This window comes from Selenomonas sp. oral taxon 138 str. F0429, assembly GCF_000318175.2.
Taxonomy (GTDB): Bacteria; Bacillota; Negativicutes; order Selenomonadales; family Selenomonadaceae; genus Centipeda; species Centipeda timonae.
The window spans coordinates 194,934-210,610 of sequence record NZ_KB290930.1; the positions used below are offsets into that span (position 1 = coordinate 194,934).

Consider the following 15,677-nt stretch of genomic DNA (forward strand, 5'->3'; position numbering starts at 1 on the left):
ATAGGAGTTATTCATGGATTTTATCAAGGAGCCGATGGCGATTGAAAACCGCAGCATGGAGCTGATTGCCCCCCATTTGGAGGGGCTTCATCTGGATGAGCGCGAAACGAAGCTCTATTCGCGCCTGATCCATGCGTCGGGCGATGTCGGCTATGCGCCGATCACGCGCGTGCATCCCGAGGCGATCGACCGTGCCATCGAGGCACTGAAGGCGGGTGCGCACATCTATACGGATGTCGAGATGGTGCGCACGGGCATCAACAAGAAGAAGCTCGCCTCCTTCGGCGGTGAGGTGCACTGTTTGGTTGCTGATCCCGAGGTTGCCGTCCGTGCGAAGGAAGAGGGCATTACGCGCTCGATGGTTGCCATGCGCCAGTTCGGCAAGGCGCTCGACGGCAGCATTGTCGCCATCGGCAACGCGCCTACGGCACTCTTCGAGGTGCTACGCCTCGTGCGTGAGGAGGGCATCCGTCCCGCCTGCATCGTGGGCATTCCCGTCGGCTTTGTGGGCGCGGCAGAGTCCAAGGCGGCGCTTGCATCACACGGCATTGTTCCCTATATCACCGTCGAGGGCACGAAGGGCGGCAGCCCGATTGCTGCTGCGGCGATCAACGCGCTCATGTATCTCATTGACAACACGCGTCCCTAAGGAGAGATAGATTCATGCAGTGGAATATCCCGCGCATTGTGATTGCGGCGACGCAGTCGGGTGGCGGCAAGACCACGCTCGTGACAGGGCTTCTCTCAGCCCTGCGCGCGCGTGGTCTTCGCGTGCAGTCCTTCAAGGTGGGGCCGGACTATATCGACCTCGGCTATCATCAGCTAGCGAGCGGGCGCACGGGGCATAATCTGGACACGTGGCTCGTGCCGGAGGAGCGTCTGACGGAGATCTTCGCGCGCGAATGCGCGGATGCGGACATCGCCGTCATCGAGGGCGTCATGGGGCTCTATGACGGCGGGCGGCGTGGCGTCAGTTCGACGGCTGCGATTGCAAAGGCGTTGGACGCACCCGTCCTCCTCGTCATTGACGCAAAATCCGTTGGAGCGTCTGCGGCGGCAACGGCACTCGGCTTTCGCGTCTATGACACTGCGGTCAATCTCGCGGGCGTGCTCCTCAACCGTCTTGGCAGCGAGACGCATGAGGAGATGGTGCGCACGGCGATGGAGGGCGTCGAGCTGCGCGTTTACGGTGCACTGCGGCGCGACGCCGCGCTCGCTCTGCCCGAGCGCCATCTCGGATTGACGCCCGTGGAGGAGCACGCGGCGGCGGCGACGATCGCCACTGTTGGGCAGCGGGTCGAGACGGGGCTGTATCTGGACGCAATTCTGGAACTTGCCCGCAGTGCCTCTTCGCTGTCTGTTGCCCCTCCCGTGCGGACGGATGCTGTATCTTCCGTCCGCATCGGCGTGGCGCGCGACGAGGCGTTTTCCTTCTACTATGCGGCGAGCCTTGCAGAACTCGAGGCGCACGGCGCGGAGATCGTCACGTTTAGCCCGCTGCACGATGAAGCCTTGCCCGATGTTGATGGGATCATCATCGGCGGCGGTTTCCCCGAGATGTTTGCGCGGCAGCTGGCGGAGAATACGGCGATGTGTGCCTCGATCCGCCGTGCGGCAGAGGCGGGGATGCCCATCTATGCCGAATGCGGTGGCTATATGTATCTGATGAATTCGTTGATTGACTTTGATGGGGCAGAGCATGAGATGGTCGGCATCTTCCCCGCGCGCGCGCGCATGACGGAGAAACTGCAGATGGTCGGCTATGTGGAAGCGGAGCAGACAGTGGATACCGTGCTCGGTGCGGCGGGGCTTGTGCTTCACGGACATGAATTCCATTTCTCCGTGGAGGAGGCGGAGGAGACTTCGGAGTCGGTGCGCCCGCTCCGCTTTACAAAGTTGCGCAATAACGCACAGTATTCTGCGGGGCATGCGTACAAAAATGCACTCGGCAGTTATTTGCATCTGCACTTTGCGGGCTGCACGGAAGCCTCAGAGCATTTCACGGAGGCGTGTCGCAGATGGGGCAGATAATTCTCGTGACGGGCGGCGTCCGCTCGGGCAAGTCCGCATTTGCCGAGCAGTATGCCGCACATTGTGCCGCATCGGGGGCACAGGTCGCCTACATCGCGACGGCGCAGGTTTACGATACGGAGATGCAGCAGCGTGTCGATCTCCATCAGGCGCGCCGTCCTGCCAACTGGTCGACCTATGAGGCACCTTTTTTTTCTGAGAACGCCATCCGCGCGGCGGGGAAGTCGCACGGCGTGATTCTCTTTGACTGCATTACAATGTTCCTAAGCAATGATATGCTCCAATATCCCGAAGACGAGCAGGAGCGTGACTCGTTTGTGCTCCATGTGGAGGAGCGGATTGGTGCGCTGATTCAGGCGGCACAGGAGGTGGAGGCGACAACGATCTTCGTCACGAACGAGGTGGGGGCGGGCATTGTGCCAGAACATCGCCTTGGACGCCTCTACCGCGATATGGCGGGGCTGGCGAATCAGCAGATTGCGCGCAGCGCCGCAGAGGTCTATCTCGTTACCTGCGGCATTCCCGTGAACATCAAGAAACTTGCGGAGGCGATCTGATGGCTAAGAGCATTATGCTGATGGGGACGAGCTCCCACGTCGGCAAGAGCATATTGACAACGGCGCTCTGCCGTATCTTTCGGCAGGAGGGGCAGCGCGTCGTGCCGTTCAAGGCACAAAACATGGCGCTGAACTCCTATGTCACGCTCGACGGGCGTGAGATGGGGCGCGCGCAGGTTGCACAGGCAGAGGCGGCGGAGCTTGCGCCCGAGGTGCATATGAATCCCGTTCTGTTGAAACCCACGGGGAATTCGCAGTCGCAGGTCGTCATTATGGGCGAGCCGGTCGGCAATATGAGCGCGCGTGAGTACCACAAGGGCTACTCGCTCAAGGCGTGGGGCGCGGTCGAGGAAGCCCTTGATGTCTTGCAGGAAAACTATGACCTGCTTGTGATCGAGGGGGCGGGCAGTCCAGCCGAGATCAACCTCAAGGCAAACGACATTGTGAATATGCGCGTCGCAAAGCATCTGCGCGCGCCCGTCCTCCTCATCGCGGACATCGACTGCGGCGGCGCGCTCGCCTCCCTAGTGGGGACACTCGAACTCCTCGATGAGGAGGAGCGTGCCCTCGTCAAGGGGCTTGTTATCAACAAATTTCGCGGTGACGTGACCCTGCTGACGCCTGCACTCGACTTCCTTGAGGAAAAGACGGGGAAGCCCGTGCTCGGCGTTGTGCCGCATATCGAGCAGCTCGGCATCGACGAGGAGGATTCGGTGTCGCTGGATGAGAAGCACTATGGGGATGGCGCCGCGCACAGCGATCAGCTGCGCATTGCCGTTATCCGCACGCCGAAGCTCTCGAATTTTACGGACTTTGATGCGCTCGCAAACGAGCCGGATGTCGCGCTCTACTATGTGGGCACGCCGCGCGAGCTCGGGACGCCCGACCTCATCCTCCTGCCCGGATCGAAGAATACGACGGAGGATCTGCTCTACATCCGTGAGGTGGGCTTGGAGGATGCAATCCGTGCGCGCGTGACAGAGGGAACGCCGCTCTTTGGCATCTGCGGCGGCTATCAGATGCTCGGACGTGTTGTGCGTGATCCGCTGCATACGGAGTCCGAGCACGATGAGACGGCGGGCTTCGGCTATCTGCCGATTGAGACGAGCTTTGCGGCGACGAAGCGTCTGCGTCAGGTTACGGCGTCCGCTGACCTTCCCTTTTTGGGGGCGCGGATTGCGGGCACGGGGCTTCCCGGTTATGAGATTCATATGGGGGAGACGCGCTTTATCGAAGATGTTCATCGTCCGTTCCGCATTGTTTCGGCAGCGGGGACGGCGGTGGATCTGCCGGACGGAGCGGCCTCGGCGGATGGGCTTGTCGTGGGCACGTACATCCACGGCGTATTCGATGACGACGACTTCCGCCGTGCCCTGCTCAACCGTCTGCGCGTGCGGCGCGGCCGGGAGGAGCTGCCCGTGCAGTACCGTCACCGTGCGGAGAAGGAACGCGCCTATGACCGTCTCGCCAAGACGGTGCGCACGAGCCTCGACATGGAGAAGCTGCGCGAAATCGTGGAGGGGCGCAGATGATCTCGCCCGCTCTCATCGCTATGGCGGCGTTCTTTCTCGACACTGTGCTCGGCGATCCGCAGACGCGATGGCATCCCGTCGCCGTACTGGGACGCCTGATTGCATTTTTGGAGAAGCTGCTCTATCCGCTGCGGGGGAGCGACGCGCAGAAATTTGCGATGGGATCGCTCCTGACGCTGCTTGTACTCTGCATTTCCTACGCGTTTGCCGATGGGCTTCTCTTGGCGGCGCGTCAGCTGCCCGTGGCATGGGGCGCGGATGTCGTCAGCGTCATTCTCCTTTACTTTTGTATTTCGCCGCGCATGCTTGCCAGGGCGGGGCAGGACATCTATGCCCTGATCGTCAAGGGCGACATTGCGGCTGCGCGGGAGCACGTCGGTTATATTGTCGGACGCGACACGGCAGAACTCGATGAGGCGGATGCCGCGCGTGCGGCAATCGAGACGGTAGCGGAGAATACCGTGGACGGCGTGATTGCGCCTCTTTTCTTCTTTGCGCTTGGGGGCGCGCCGCTTGCCGTTCTCTATCGCGCGGCGAATACGATGGATTCCATGCTCGGCTATAAGAATGACCGCTATCTCTACTTCGGACGCATGGCGGCGCGCGTGGACGATGTGTTGAACTTCGTTCCCGCACGCATGACAGGCATACTTTTCGTGATGGCGGCGTTCCTGCTCGGCTATGACGGGCGCAACGCGCTGAACATTCTCGTGCGCGATGCCGCAGGGCATCCGAGTCCGAACGGCGGTCATGCGGAGGCGCCCGTTGCGGGGGCACTGCACATCCGACTCGGCGGCATCAATTACTACTTCGGCGAGCGACATTTCCGCGCCTATATGGGAGATGCGCATATGGAGATTACGGCGAAGCACATCCTCGGCGCAATCCGCCTCATGTATACCGTGACCGTCCTCTATCTGCTGCTTTACTATCTCCTATCTCTCTATTATCATATTTAGGGAAGCACTTCATGAATTCTTTTCTGATCGGACTACAATTCCTCACGCGCATTCATCTCGTCAGACAGACCGTGTGGACAGCGGAGGATTTCGGGCGCAGTACGCGCTTCTTTCCGCTCGTCGGGCTTGTGCTCGGTATCTGCTATGCTCTTGCCGCGTGGCTGCTGCTCTATGTGCTCGGCATGCGGTCGCTGACTGCCGCGCTCCTGCTCATCCTGCCGCTCCTCCTGACGGGCGGTCTGCACGCGGACGGCTTTATGGATACGGCGGACGGTGTCTTCTCGGGGCGGGAGCGTGCGCGCAAGCTCGAGATCATGAAGGACAGCCGCGTCGGCGCATTCGGTGTTGTATCGTTTGTCATGCTCATGTTCGTCCAGTTTGCCCTGCTCTCCGATATGGCGCCTCTGCTGCTCGTACCTGCGCTCTTCGTCATGCCGATCATCGGCAGACTCGCGATGGTGCTCGCCGTTGCGTGCTTTCCCTATGCGCGTGAGGACGGCATGGGCAAGACATTCGCGGATATGGCGGATCGCAGCACCGTCGTGATCGCCGCGTTGACGACGGCGGTGCTCGTCCTGCCGTGGGGAATGCTCGCTACGTTTGCGCTCGTACTCGGTACGCTCTTTGTGCTCTTCTTCTGCCGTACGATGACCAATATCCTCGGTGGGGTTACGGGCGATGTCTACGGGGCGGCGACCGTGCTCACGGAGACCCTTGTCCTCGCCATATTTTCACTTGCGTCATCATATCCGAATGTTTGGGGGATTTTATGGAAATAATTGCAAAAGCGCCCGCATCCTGCGGCGAACTCGTGGAAGGCGTTCTCGACGGGACGCCATTTCTTGTGACCGCGCCCATCAGCATGTATGCCGTGGCGACGGTCTCGGATCAGTTCACGGGCGTGCATGGGCTTGGGGAAAAAGCGGAGGAGGCTCTGCGGCGGACGCTTGCCCATATCGGCAAGGACTCTCTCCCGTTTGGCATACGGCTTGATTCCGAGATTCCACAGGGCAAGGGTATGGCATCCTCGAGTGCCGATATTGCGGCAGTCTCCTATGCTGCGGCGCGCGCGCTTGGACGCGAACTCACGGGGCGTGAGATCATGGACATTGCGATTGCGATTGAGCCGAGCGACGGCATCGCCTTTGCGGGGCTTTCCCACGTCAGCCATACGACAGGCGAACTCTTCGGGCAGTATTCGAATGTACCGCTCCTCGCCGTCTCCATCTTCGATGTGGGCGGTACCGTTGACACTATCGCCTACTATCAGAGCAAGGGCAATCGCGGCAGTCAGGATGCGGCATATCGACAGATGCTTACGACGGTGGGGCAGGCGTTCCGCACGGAGGGGGATCGTCAGGAAATGCTACTCGGACAGGCGGCGACGGCGAGCGCGCGCCTCAATCAGGAACATCTGGAAAAGCCACAGCTGGATGCGTTTATTCAGTCCTCGCAGAAGAAAGGGGCACTCGGCGTTCTCGTGGCGCACAGCGGCACCGTGGTCGGTGCACTCTGGGCATCGGAGCTGGGAGCCTCGGATGTGGAGAGACGGACGCAGGAGCTTGCCGCAGAATTTGACGGAAACTACAGCTATATGCAGACGGCACGCCTTATTTCCGGCGGCGTAATCTGTGAGATCAAATCTTGATACATGGAAAGGGGAGGGGGATATGACAGAGATCATCATCATACGGCATGGGGAGACGGAGTGGAACAAGACGGGGCGCTTTCAGGGGCATTCGGATGTACCGCTCTCGGCGGAGGGGCGCGCACAGGCGGCGGCGCTTGGAAAAAATCTTGTTGTCGATCATGTGGATGCAATCTATGCGAGCGATCTCACGCGTGCGATGGAGACGGCGGCACCTCTGGCGCAGCGCTTCGGACTTGAGGTCATTTCTGACCCGCTGCTACGCGAGCTGAACTTCGGCTCGTGGGAGGGGCGTAACTTCAACGATGTCAACGCAGAGAACCCCGACGCGATGAAGACGTTTTACAACGATCCAGAGCGGGTGAATATTCCAGACAGTGAGCCATTTCCGGAGTTTCAGCGGCGCGTCGCCGGGCGCGTGCGCGAGATTGTCGCGCAGGAGCGCGGGAAGCGCATTGTCATCGTTTCACATGGTGCGTCAATCCGCATTCTGTTCGCCGACATTCTCTCCATGCCGATTCGCTCCATCTGGCATGTCTCTCAGCTCAATACCGCAGTCAACAAGATCCGCTTCGAAGATGACGGATTTGCCGTGGTCACGCTGATGAATGATACCTCTCACCTGCGTGCAGAGGATGTACAGTGAACATCCTTGCGGTCGGGCTTGGCGGCGCACTCGGTGCAATTTTTCGCTATCTCCTCGGTCAGATCATCCCGAAACTCGGCAGCGGATTTCCGCTAGGCACCTTTGTCGTCAATCTCATCGGATGCTTTGCCATAGGACTCGTCGTTGGACTTGCAGGCAAGCACAGCAATATAGATCCGCGCCTCATCCTCTTTTTGCAGACAGGCATATGCGGCGGCTTTACAACATTTTCCACGTTCTCACTCGAATCCCTGACCCTCATCGAGGAGGGGAAGATCGCCATCGGTATTCTTTACATCACGCTGAGTGTTCTGCTCGGGCTCTTTGCTCTCCTTGCGGCGAGAAATTTCGTCAGCGGATGACAAATGTAAAAAAAATAAATTTTATTTGCGTGGGAGAGGCAGGCGTGTTATACTGTTACTCAGATTGTGTGGATAGGATTCCGTATATATCGATTCATTGAGAATCAATATACGTTTTTGGTGAGGTCTATGGAGGTTATTTTAGCTGAGCATCTGGGATTCTGCTATGGCGTGAAGCGCGCCATTGAGATTGCCCGAGAGAATGCCTCGCCGGATGGAACATCCAGTACGCTGGGCCCGATCATTCATAATCCGCAGATGGTGGCGCGCCTCAAAAACGAAGGTGTGGGCACTGTCGGCTCACTCGATGAGATGGAGGATGGGCTCGTCATCATCCGTTCGCACGGAGTGGGACCAAAGGTGTATGAGGAGGCGGAGTCACGCGGCTTAGAACTCGTGGATGCGACTTGTCCGCACGTCAAGAAAGCGCAGCTCTCGGCAAAGCTGTTGTCCGAGGAAGGATATACGGTCGTCATTGTCGGAGAGAAGAACCATCCGGAGGTCAAGAGTATCTTCGAATGGACGGGGCATGGTGCTCATATTATCGAGACAGAGGCGGAGGCAGAGGCGCTGCCCCGCATCGGAAAGCTCGGGATCGTCTCGCAGACGACGTTCTCAGCCAAACGGTTTCAGAGCATTGTGTCGTGTCTCTTGGAGAAGTCGCGCGAGATTAAGATTCTGCGCACAATCTGCACGGCAACGGATCTGCGTCAGGCGGCAGCTTTGGAGCTCGCCGAGAAGGTTGACGTGATGCTTGTCATCGGCGGCAAGAACAGTGCGAACACCTCGCGGCTTGCCCAGATATGTGCAACAAAATGCAAAACATACCACATCGAAACTGTAGCAGAATTACAGGACGAGTGGATGAATCATGTTAATAAAATTGGTATTACAGCTGGCGCATCTACGCCGGACTGGATTATCAAGGAGGTTTATAAACAGTGTCAGAGCAGAGCATGAAGGAACTTTTGGAACAGGAAGATATGCCCGATATCCAAGAGCGTACGGTTGTCAAAGGGGAAGTCGTTCAGGTATCCCGTGATGAGGCGTATGTCGATATCGGCTACAAGCAGGAGATTCCTGTCTCTAAGAGGGAGCTTGCCGTTCCTGCGCCGGACGATGCACGCGATGTCGTGAAGGTCGGCGATGTGATCGATGTCTATATCAAGTCGCTTGGCGGTGATAACGGCGGTAGCCTGTCCAAGGTGGAAGCCGACAAGATGGCTGCATGGAAGGTCATCGAGGAGATCCAGGAGAAGGGCGAGACAGTCGAGGCAAAGATTGCGAAAGAAGTCAAGGGCGGACTCGTCGCCTACGTCATGGGGCTGCGCGGATTCATTCCAGCATCTCAGATGGAGCTGCACTTCGTCAAGGATCTCGCGGTCTATGTCGATCAGACGGTAGAGGCGGAGATCATCGAGATCGACGTTCAGAAGCGCCGTCTTGTGCTCTCGCGCCGCAAGCTTCTCGAGCGTGACCGCGCGGAGAAGGAAGAGGCTGTGTTCTCGGTCATCGAGCCGGAGCAGACTGTGCGCGGCACGGTCAAGCGCCTTGTCGACTACGGTGCATTCATCGATATCGGTGGCGTGGATGGTTTGGCGCATATCTCCGATCTCGCATGGCATCGTGTGAAGCATCCCTCTGAGGTGCTCGAGGTTGGGCAGGAGCTCGATGTCTTTGTCAAGAGCGTCGACCGCGATGCAAAGCGCATCTCCCTCTCGGTGAAGGATACGCTTCCGGATCCGTGGGTGGAGAAGGCGGAGCAGTACGCCGAGGGCGACTTCATCGAAGGCAAGATCATCAAGCTGACGGACTTTGGTGCGTTCATGGAGATCGAGCCGGGCTTTGACGGTCTCATTCCGATGGGCGAACTTGCCGAGAAGCGCATTGAGCGTGCCGATGAAGCTGTTCATACGGGCGATGTTGTGACGGTTAAGGTTCTCCGCATCGACACGAAGCGCAAGCGCATTTCGCTTTCGATCACCAAGGCGAAGCGTGATGCAGATGCGGCAGAGATCAAGAAGTATGTCGATGAGCGTCAGGCAGAGAAGGCGGAAGCCAGCGAAAATACAGAGGGACAGGTCGAGGCTCACCTCGATTGGCTGAAGTAAGCCGGACTGCGAATAACTTTATAAGAACAATAAAGGAGTGATGCAAATCACTCCTTTTTCATGAAATGGAAAGGAGGGGAATATGGCGAGAACGTATCCGGGCATTATCTTGCGCGTGCTGGAAGGGAGCATTGCCGAGGAACTGGGGCTTGTGCCGGGGGATAAGATCCTCGCGGTCAACGATATGCCGCTGCGCGACATCATTGATTTCAGTTTTGCAATGGCGGACGAGGAGATCGAGCTCCTCGTGGAGCATGCAAATGGGGAGCAGGAGCTGATTGCATTCGATAAGGATTACGATGAGGACTTCGGCGTGGAGTTCGAGCATGCTGTCTTTGACGGGATTCGCCCCTGCGCCAATCACTGCTATTTCTGCTTTGTCGATATGATTGCACCGGATATGCGCCACAGTCTCTCCGTCAAGGATGACGACTACCGCCTTTCTTTTCTCTACGGCAATTTTGTGACGCTGACGAATATGGGGGCGGCGGATTTTTCGCGTATAGAGCGGTATCATCTCTCTCCGCTCTACGTATCGGTTCAGTGCACAAATCCTGTGCTGCGTGCCGAGATGCTGCGCTATAAGGGCGCGGCGGATATCCTTGGACAGCTCGCAAAACTCGAGGCAGCGGGCGCGGACTATCATACGCAGGTGGTTCTCTGCTACGGGCTGAATGACGGGGAGGAGCTCGAACGCACAATTCGCGATATCACGGCGCGCCGTCCCCATGCCCTCTCACTTGCCATCGTGCCCGTCGGGCTCACGAAGCACCGCAGCGATCCCTTTCCGCTTGTCCAATTCGACCAAGAGGGCGCTGCGCACGTGATCGATCAGGTGGAAGCATGGCAGGAACGCATGCGTGCGGAGGAGGGGCGCACCTTCATCTATCTCGGCGATGAATTCTACTTCCTCGCGGGACGTGAGGTGCCGTCCGCAGAGATGTACGATGGATTCCCGCAGCTCGACAACGGAATCGGACTGACGCGCAATTTCATCGAGGAGTGGGTGAAGGCCGGCGCAGCGATGGATGAGGAGGATGATGAGGCGCGCATTGCGGTCGTCAGCGGTACGGCGGTTGCGCCCGTGATGGAGCAGCTGGCGCGCGAGCTCGACCCTGATGCGCGGCGCATTCATGTTCTTCCTGTCGTGAATGAACATTTCGGTGCGACGGTCAATGTATCGGGGCTTCTGACGGGGCACGATATTATGCAGGCACTGAACGCTCTCACGCATGAGGTGGATGGTGTACTGATCCCCGCGTCTGCGCTGCGTGAGGGCGAAGATGTCTTTCTCGACGATATGAGTCTCGACGCGATGAGGGAGTCCTTTCCCTCTGTCCGCATCGAGCCTGTGGCGACGGGGCGTGACTATCGGGAGGCGCTTGCGGCATGGGGCGCGTACCATCGCGAGCGCCCGAGCGGCGGCTATACGTGGCAGAGCAATGCGGGCTATACAAAGTCTGCGGCAAGCTAACTGGATGCAGGAGAGGAGTGAAGCGGATGAGCAAGCCTATTGTGGCGGTCGTCGGACGGCCGAATGTCGGCAAATCGACGCTGTTCAATCAGATTGGCAAGAAGCGCGTTTCAATTGTCGATGATATGCCGGGGGTAACGCGCGACCGCATCTATATGGATGCGGAGTGGCTGAATCACGAGTTTACAATTATTGATACGGGGGGCATCGAGTTCGACGAGAGCGACCACATTCTCCGCTCGATGCGCAGTCAGGCAGAGCTGGCGATGGAGGAGGCGGATGTCATCCTCCTCCTCGTCGACGGACGTGCTGGGCTGACCTCCTCGGACGAGGAGGTGGCGCGCCTCCTACGACGGACGAAGAAGCCCGTCATCCTTGCCGTCAACAAGATCGACAGCTTTGATCGCGAGTCACTGATCTACGATTTTTATGCGTTGGGACTAGGCGACCCGATTCCCATCTCCGCGTCGAATGCGATGAATCTCGGCGATCTGCTCGATGCAATCGTTGCGGCATTCCCCGAGGAGATCAGCGACGGCGCTGAGTCCGACGAGATTGCAATCGCCGTTGTCGGCCGCCCGAACGTCGGCAAGTCCTCGCTTGTGAATCGTCTGCTCGGCGAAGAACGTGTCATCGTCAGCGACGTGCCCGGGACGACTCGGGATGCGATCGACACGCATTTCACGCGGGACGGCGTGAAGTATCTGCTCATCGATACGGCGGGGATGCGCCGCAAGGGGAAGATCACTCTGCCCGTGGAGCGCTACAGTGTCATGCGTTCCCTGCGCGCAATCGACCGTGCGGGCGTGGTGCTCATGGTCATCAACGCCGCCGAGGGAATTCTCGAGCAGGATACGAAGATTGCGGGATATGTCCACGAGTCTGGCAAGGGTGTCATCATTGTCGTGAACAAATGGGATATATTCCCGGAGAAACACGATAAGTCAACGCTCCGCTTCACGGATGATCTGCGAGAGAAACTGGGCTTCCTGCAATATGCACCTGTGCTCTATACATCGGCACTCACGGGACAGCGCGTCGAGCGCGTGACGGAGCTGGTCAAATACGTTGCGGAGCAGCAGTCCATGCGCATCAAGACGAGCGTGCTCAACGAACTCATCCGCGATGCGGTCTCGGTCAATCCACCGCCGACGAAGAAGGGCAAGCAGCTAAAGATCCTCTTTGTCACACAGGTGGGAATTGCGCCGCCGACGTTCATCGTATTTGTGAACGATCCCGAGCTCATGCACTTCTCCTACCTGCGCTTCATTGAGAACCGTCTGCGTGAGAGCTTTGGCTTCGAGGGAACGCCGCTGCGCCTTGTCGTACGGGCACGCAAGGAGGAGGAATAATGACGGACTATATTCTCACGGCAATTCTCGCCTATCTGATCGGCTCGATTCCGAGCGGGCTGATTCTTGGAAAGCTCTTCTGGCATACGGATTTGCGGGAGCACGGCAGCCATAATATCGGTGCAACGAATGCATGGCGGACATTGGGGAAGGGACCCGGCATCGCCGTCTTCATTGCAGACAGCCTCAAGGGGCAGGCAGGTGTTGCACTGGGGATTTTCCTTGTCGGGACGCCGCTTGCGGCGGTCATCGGTGGGCTCTTTGCGATCATCGGGCACAGCTTTTCTCTTTTCCTGCGGTTTCGCGGGGGAAAGGGCGTTGCGACATTGCTCGGCGTTCTGACAATGCTGATGGGAAATGTGACATTCATTGTATTTGTCGTTTGGTTTACGATTGTCTATATGACACGCTATGTTTCACTCGGCTCGGTGGTCGCGGGTTTTCTTACACCGATTCTTGCGGCGCTCTACGGCTATCCGATGGAATATGTGCTGTTTACCGTGATTGCTGCGATTCTTGTCATCGTCCGACATCGTGAGAACATCAAGCGCCTGATGAACGGGACAGAGAATAAGATTTAGCGTCCTTTTATTTGTTGATTACGCTTAGATATGGTATACTCAGACTGCTATAAAAATCGTTCTATCGCCTCGAAGTAATTGGACAGGCTTGACTGGGGGATATAATTTGGTGAATACGATAAAGATTGCACTTCTCGGGGCAGGAACTGTTGGTTCTGGTGTCGTGCGTACGCTTGCGATGAATGTGGATACGATTACGGGACGCAGCGGCACACATATTGAGATTGCAAAGATTCTCGTGCGCGATGCAAAAAAACATCGTCCCGAGGCTGAGGGCATTGCACTCACGGATAATTTTGACGAGATCCTGAATGATACGGAGATTTCGGTTGTCGTCGAGGTGATGGGCGGACTTACGCCTGCAAAGGACTATATGTTACGCGCGATGGCGGCGGGCAAGCACGTTGTCACGGCGAATAAGGATGTCATTGCAGAGCACCTTGCCGAGCTTTATGCTGCTGCGGATGAGAACAATGTTGACTTCCTCTATGAGGCGAGTGTCGGCGGTGGCATTCCCATCATCAAGCCGCTGAAGGAGTGTCTGACGGCAAACAGCATCTCGGAGATTATGGGCGTTGTCAATGGTACAACGAACTACATGCTGACGAAGATGACCGAAAAGCACGTCAGCTATGATGCCGTCCTGCGACGCGCCCAGGAAAAGGGCTATGCGGAGGCAAATCCCTCGGCGGATGTGGATGGTCTCGATGCTGCGCGCAAGGCTGCAATCCTTGCTTCACTTGCCTTTGATACGGTCATCGGTTTCGAAGATGTCTCCGTTGAGGGCATTTCGCATATCACCGAGGATGACATAGAGTACGGACTCAACCTCGGCTACGTCATCAAACTTCTCGCGGTCGGGCGCAATACGGAGGAGGGAATCGACGTCCGCGTCCACCCCGTTTTCCTGCCGAAGACGCATCCGCTTGCCTCGGTGAACGGGGTGTTCAACGCGATCTTTGTGCGCGGCAATGTGCTCGGTGATGCGATGTTCTACGGACGTGGTGCAGGTTCGCTCCCTACGGCTTCGGCGGTGGTTGCGGACATCATCGAGATTGCGCGTGATATTGTGTCCGGTACGACGGGCCGCATGAAGTACAAGATCGGGGAGAGAAAGAAGCTCTGTCCCGTGGAAAAGACGAAGTCTTCCTACTATCTGCGTCTCGTTGTTGCAGATGAGCCGGGTGTGCTCGGAGAGATTGCAACGACATTCGGGCGTGCGGGGGTCAGCCTCAAGTCCGTGATTCAGGCGCGTTGGACGGAGACTGGGGATGCAGAGATTGTCGCCGTGACCCATGTCGTCACCCATGCAGCGGCATCTGCAGCAGTAGAGGCACTCGAGGCGCTCCCCGTCGTACGTGAGGTGCGCAGCTTGATCCGCGTTGCAGACGGGCAGGAGGATCTGCTATGAATGAGCGATCCGTACGGGTGCGCGTTCCTGCGACAAGTGCGAATCTCGGCCCGGGTTTTGACGCGTTGGGGGTTGCCTGTACGCTGTATAACGAAATGACGCTGACGCTCACGCACGAAAAGGGGCTTCATATCTCTGCGCGCGGCGAAGGCGCGGCGTATATTCCGGGCGATGAGCGCAATATCGTATGGAAATCCATTCAATATCTTCTCCAGCGTGCCGACCGTGCGGAGGAGTTCCAGGGCGCAAAGATCCGCATGAACAATCGGATTCCGCTGTCACGTGGACTTGGCAGCAGTGCAACGGCGATTGTGGCGGGGCTTACTGCGGCAAATGCCATTGTCGGCAGTCCGTTCAGCCGTGATGATCTCCTGCAGCTGGCGACAGACATCGAGGGACATCCCGACAATGTTGCGCCTGCAATCTATGGCGGATTCACGGTAAACACCGTGACAAACGGTCATGTGGAATGTTTTTCCTTCCTGCCGCGTATCTTTATGCGCTTTGTCGTCATGGTGCCGGACTTCTATCTCTCGACAAAATCTGCGCGTGAGGTACTACCCTCGGAAGTCCCCATGAAGGACGCTGTATTCAACGTCAGCCATGCAGCGATGATGGTCGCAGCGCTCGCGCGCGGTTCGGAGAAACATCTCGGCAATGCCTTTGAGGACGCACTCCATCAGAACTATCGCGCATCCCTCATCCCGGGCATGTTTGATGTCTTTGCCGCAGCGAAGAAGGCAGGCGCCTACGGGGCAGTCTTGAGCGGGGCGGGACCCTGCCTCATTGCCTTTGCTCCCGAGCATCGCAAATGCACGGAGGAAGTGGCAGCCGCCATGCAGGAAGCGTTCCTTGCGCACGATGTGAAGGCACGCCCCCTTCATCTGCGTCTCGATACGAAGGGGGCGCGTGTCCTGCGGCTCCAGCAGCGAAAGAGATGATTTAGGGAATCACTGATAAATTCAGCGCCGCCATCTTAACGCATCTTTTTTGCCCGCACTGTGTCGGCAAAT

The 15,677-nt window shown here is 57.9% G+C and carries 16 protein-coding genes; all 16 read left to right on the plus strand.

Annotation, left to right across the window (positions count from 1 at the left end):
* Window positions 1–13: 13 nt before the first annotated feature.
* The 16 genes from HMPREF9163_RS02470 to thrB all read left to right on the plus strand — a co-directional run bounded on the left by HMPREF9163_RS02470 (window position 14) and on the right by thrB (window position 15,605).
* Complete coding sequence (locus HMPREF9163_RS02470; protein WP_009440064.1) at window positions 14–649, plus strand: precorrin-8X methylmutase; 636 nt, start codon at window positions 14–16, stop codon at window positions 647–649.
* Between the two features lie 14 nt (window positions 650–663).
* A complete protein-coding gene (locus HMPREF9163_RS02475; RefSeq protein WP_009440065.1) occupies window positions 664–2,031 on the plus strand; it encodes a cobyrinate a,c-diamide synthase in 1,368 nt (455 codons plus the stop codon).
* Window positions 2,019–2,588 carry a bifunctional adenosylcobinamide kinase/adenosylcobinamide-phosphate guanylyltransferase gene (gene cobU / locus HMPREF9163_RS02480; RefSeq protein WP_009440066.1) on the plus strand — a complete coding sequence of 190 codons (570 nt, stop codon included), beginning with the start codon at window positions 2,019–2,021 and terminating at the stop codon, window positions 2,586–2,588. The genes HMPREF9163_RS02475 and cobU overlap by 13 nt, the downstream gene beginning before the upstream one ends.
* Window positions 2,588–4,120 carry a cobyric acid synthase gene (locus tag HMPREF9163_RS02485; RefSeq protein ID WP_009440067.1) on the plus strand — a complete coding sequence of 511 codons (1,533 nt, stop codon included), beginning with the start codon at window positions 2,588–2,590 and terminating at the stop codon, window positions 4,118–4,120. Before cobU ends, HMPREF9163_RS02485 begins: the two co-directional genes overlap by 1 nt.
* Window positions 4,117–5,079: an adenosylcobinamide-phosphate synthase CbiB gene (gene cbiB / locus HMPREF9163_RS02490; RefSeq protein WP_009440068.1), complete on the plus strand. Its 963-nt coding sequence runs from the start codon at window positions 4,117–4,119 to the stop codon at window positions 5,077–5,079. Before HMPREF9163_RS02485 ends, cbiB begins: the two co-directional genes overlap by 4 nt.
* A gap of 11 nt (window positions 5,080–5,090) precedes the next feature.
* Complete coding sequence (gene cobS, locus HMPREF9163_RS02495) at window positions 5,091–5,858, plus strand: adenosylcobinamide-GDP ribazoletransferase (RefSeq protein WP_009440069.1); 768 nt, start codon at window positions 5,091–5,093, stop codon at window positions 5,856–5,858.
* A complete protein-coding gene (locus HMPREF9163_RS02500; protein ID WP_009440070.1) occupies window positions 5,849–6,727 on the plus strand; it encodes a GHMP kinase in 879 nt (292 codons plus the stop codon). Before cobS ends, HMPREF9163_RS02500 begins: the two co-directional genes overlap by 10 nt.
* A gap of 22 nt (window positions 6,728–6,749) precedes the next feature.
* Complete coding sequence (locus tag HMPREF9163_RS02505) at window positions 6,750–7,373, plus strand: histidine phosphatase family protein (RefSeq protein ID WP_009440071.1); 624 nt, start codon at window positions 6,750–6,752, stop codon at window positions 7,371–7,373.
* Window positions 7,370–7,735: a fluoride efflux transporter CrcB gene (gene crcB / locus HMPREF9163_RS02510; RefSeq protein ID WP_009440072.1), complete on the plus strand. Its 366-nt coding sequence runs from the start codon at window positions 7,370–7,372 to the stop codon at window positions 7,733–7,735. Before HMPREF9163_RS02505 ends, crcB begins: the two co-directional genes overlap by 4 nt.
* A 129-nt stretch (window positions 7,736–7,864) precedes the next feature.
* Window positions 7,865–8,695, plus strand: coding sequence for a 4-hydroxy-3-methylbut-2-enyl diphosphate reductase (gene ispH, locus HMPREF9163_RS02515; RefSeq protein WP_009440073.1), 831 nt, complete (start codon window positions 7,865–7,867; stop codon window positions 8,693–8,695).
* Window positions 8,692–9,846: a 30S ribosomal protein S1 gene (gene rpsA, locus HMPREF9163_RS02520; RefSeq protein WP_009440074.1), complete on the plus strand. Its 1,155-nt coding sequence runs from the start codon at window positions 8,692–8,694 to the stop codon at window positions 9,844–9,846. The genes ispH and rpsA overlap by 4 nt, the downstream gene beginning before the upstream one ends.
* A gap of 82 nt (window positions 9,847–9,928) precedes the next feature.
* Complete coding sequence (locus HMPREF9163_RS02525; RefSeq protein WP_009440075.1) at window positions 9,929–11,320, plus strand: DUF512 domain-containing protein; 1,392 nt, start codon at window positions 9,929–9,931, stop codon at window positions 11,318–11,320.
* Window positions 11,321–11,346: 26 nt separating this feature from the next.
* Complete coding sequence (der, locus tag HMPREF9163_RS02530; protein WP_009440076.1) at window positions 11,347–12,672, plus strand: ribosome biogenesis GTPase Der; 1,326 nt, start codon at window positions 11,347–11,349, stop codon at window positions 12,670–12,672.
* A complete protein-coding gene (plsY, locus tag HMPREF9163_RS02535; RefSeq protein ID WP_009440077.1) occupies window positions 12,672–13,253 on the plus strand; it encodes a glycerol-3-phosphate 1-O-acyltransferase PlsY in 582 nt (193 codons plus the stop codon). Before der ends, plsY begins: the two co-directional genes overlap by 1 nt.
* A 109-nt stretch (window positions 13,254–13,362) precedes the next feature.
* Window positions 13,363–14,664, plus strand: coding sequence for a homoserine dehydrogenase (locus HMPREF9163_RS02540; protein WP_037345896.1), 1,302 nt, complete (start codon window positions 13,363–13,365; stop codon window positions 14,662–14,664).
* The gene (thrB, locus tag HMPREF9163_RS02545) at window positions 14,661–15,605 is read left to right on the plus strand and encodes a homoserine kinase (protein ID WP_009440079.1); all 945 of its coding nucleotides are present in this window, start codon (window positions 14,661–14,663) and stop codon (window positions 15,603–15,605) included. Before HMPREF9163_RS02540 ends, thrB begins: the two co-directional genes overlap by 4 nt.
* The last annotated feature ends 72 nt before the right edge of the window (window positions 15,606–15,677 follow it).

What these genes read in the sequence shown, in the direction of transcription:
- HMPREF9163_RS02470 (WP_009440064.1), top strand. Translation starts at nt 14, where the DNA reads ATGGATTTTATCAAGGAGCCGATGGCGATTGAAAACCGCAGCATGGAG.
- HMPREF9163_RS02475 (WP_009440065.1), top strand. Translation starts at nt 664, where the DNA reads ATGCAGTGGAATATCCCGCGCATTGTGATTGCGGCGACGCAGTCGGGT.
- cobU (WP_009440066.1), top strand. Translation starts at nt 2,019, where the DNA reads ATGGGGCAGATAATTCTCGTGACGGGCGGCGTCCGCTCGGGCAAGTCC.
- HMPREF9163_RS02485 (WP_009440067.1), top strand. Translation starts at nt 2,588, where the DNA reads ATGGCTAAGAGCATTATGCTGATGGGGACGAGCTCCCACGTCGGCAAG.
- cbiB (WP_009440068.1), top strand. Translation starts at nt 4,117, where the DNA reads ATGATCTCGCCCGCTCTCATCGCTATGGCGGCGTTCTTTCTCGACACT.
- cobS (WP_009440069.1), top strand. Translation starts at nt 5,091, where the DNA reads ATGAATTCTTTTCTGATCGGACTACAATTCCTCACGCGCATTCATCTC.
- HMPREF9163_RS02500 (WP_009440070.1), top strand. Translation starts at nt 5,849, where the DNA reads ATGGAAATAATTGCAAAAGCGCCCGCATCCTGCGGCGAACTCGTGGAA.
- HMPREF9163_RS02505 (WP_009440071.1), top strand. Translation starts at nt 6,750, where the DNA reads ATGACAGAGATCATCATCATACGGCATGGGGAGACGGAGTGGAACAAG.
- ispH (WP_009440073.1), top strand. Translation starts at nt 7,865, where the DNA reads ATGGAGGTTATTTTAGCTGAGCATCTGGGATTCTGCTATGGCGTGAAG.
- rpsA (WP_009440074.1), top strand. Translation starts at nt 8,692, where the DNA reads ATGAAGGAACTTTTGGAACAGGAAGATATGCCCGATATCCAAGAGCGT.
- HMPREF9163_RS02525 (WP_009440075.1), top strand. Translation starts at nt 9,929, where the DNA reads ATGGCGAGAACGTATCCGGGCATTATCTTGCGCGTGCTGGAAGGGAGC.
- der (WP_009440076.1), top strand. Translation starts at nt 11,347, where the DNA reads ATGAGCAAGCCTATTGTGGCGGTCGTCGGACGGCCGAATGTCGGCAAA.
- plsY (WP_009440077.1), top strand. Translation starts at nt 12,672, where the DNA reads ATGACGGACTATATTCTCACGGCAATTCTCGCCTATCTGATCGGCTCG.
- thrB (WP_009440079.1), top strand. Translation starts at nt 14,661, where the DNA reads ATGAATGAGCGATCCGTACGGGTGCGCGTTCCTGCGACAAGTGCGAAT.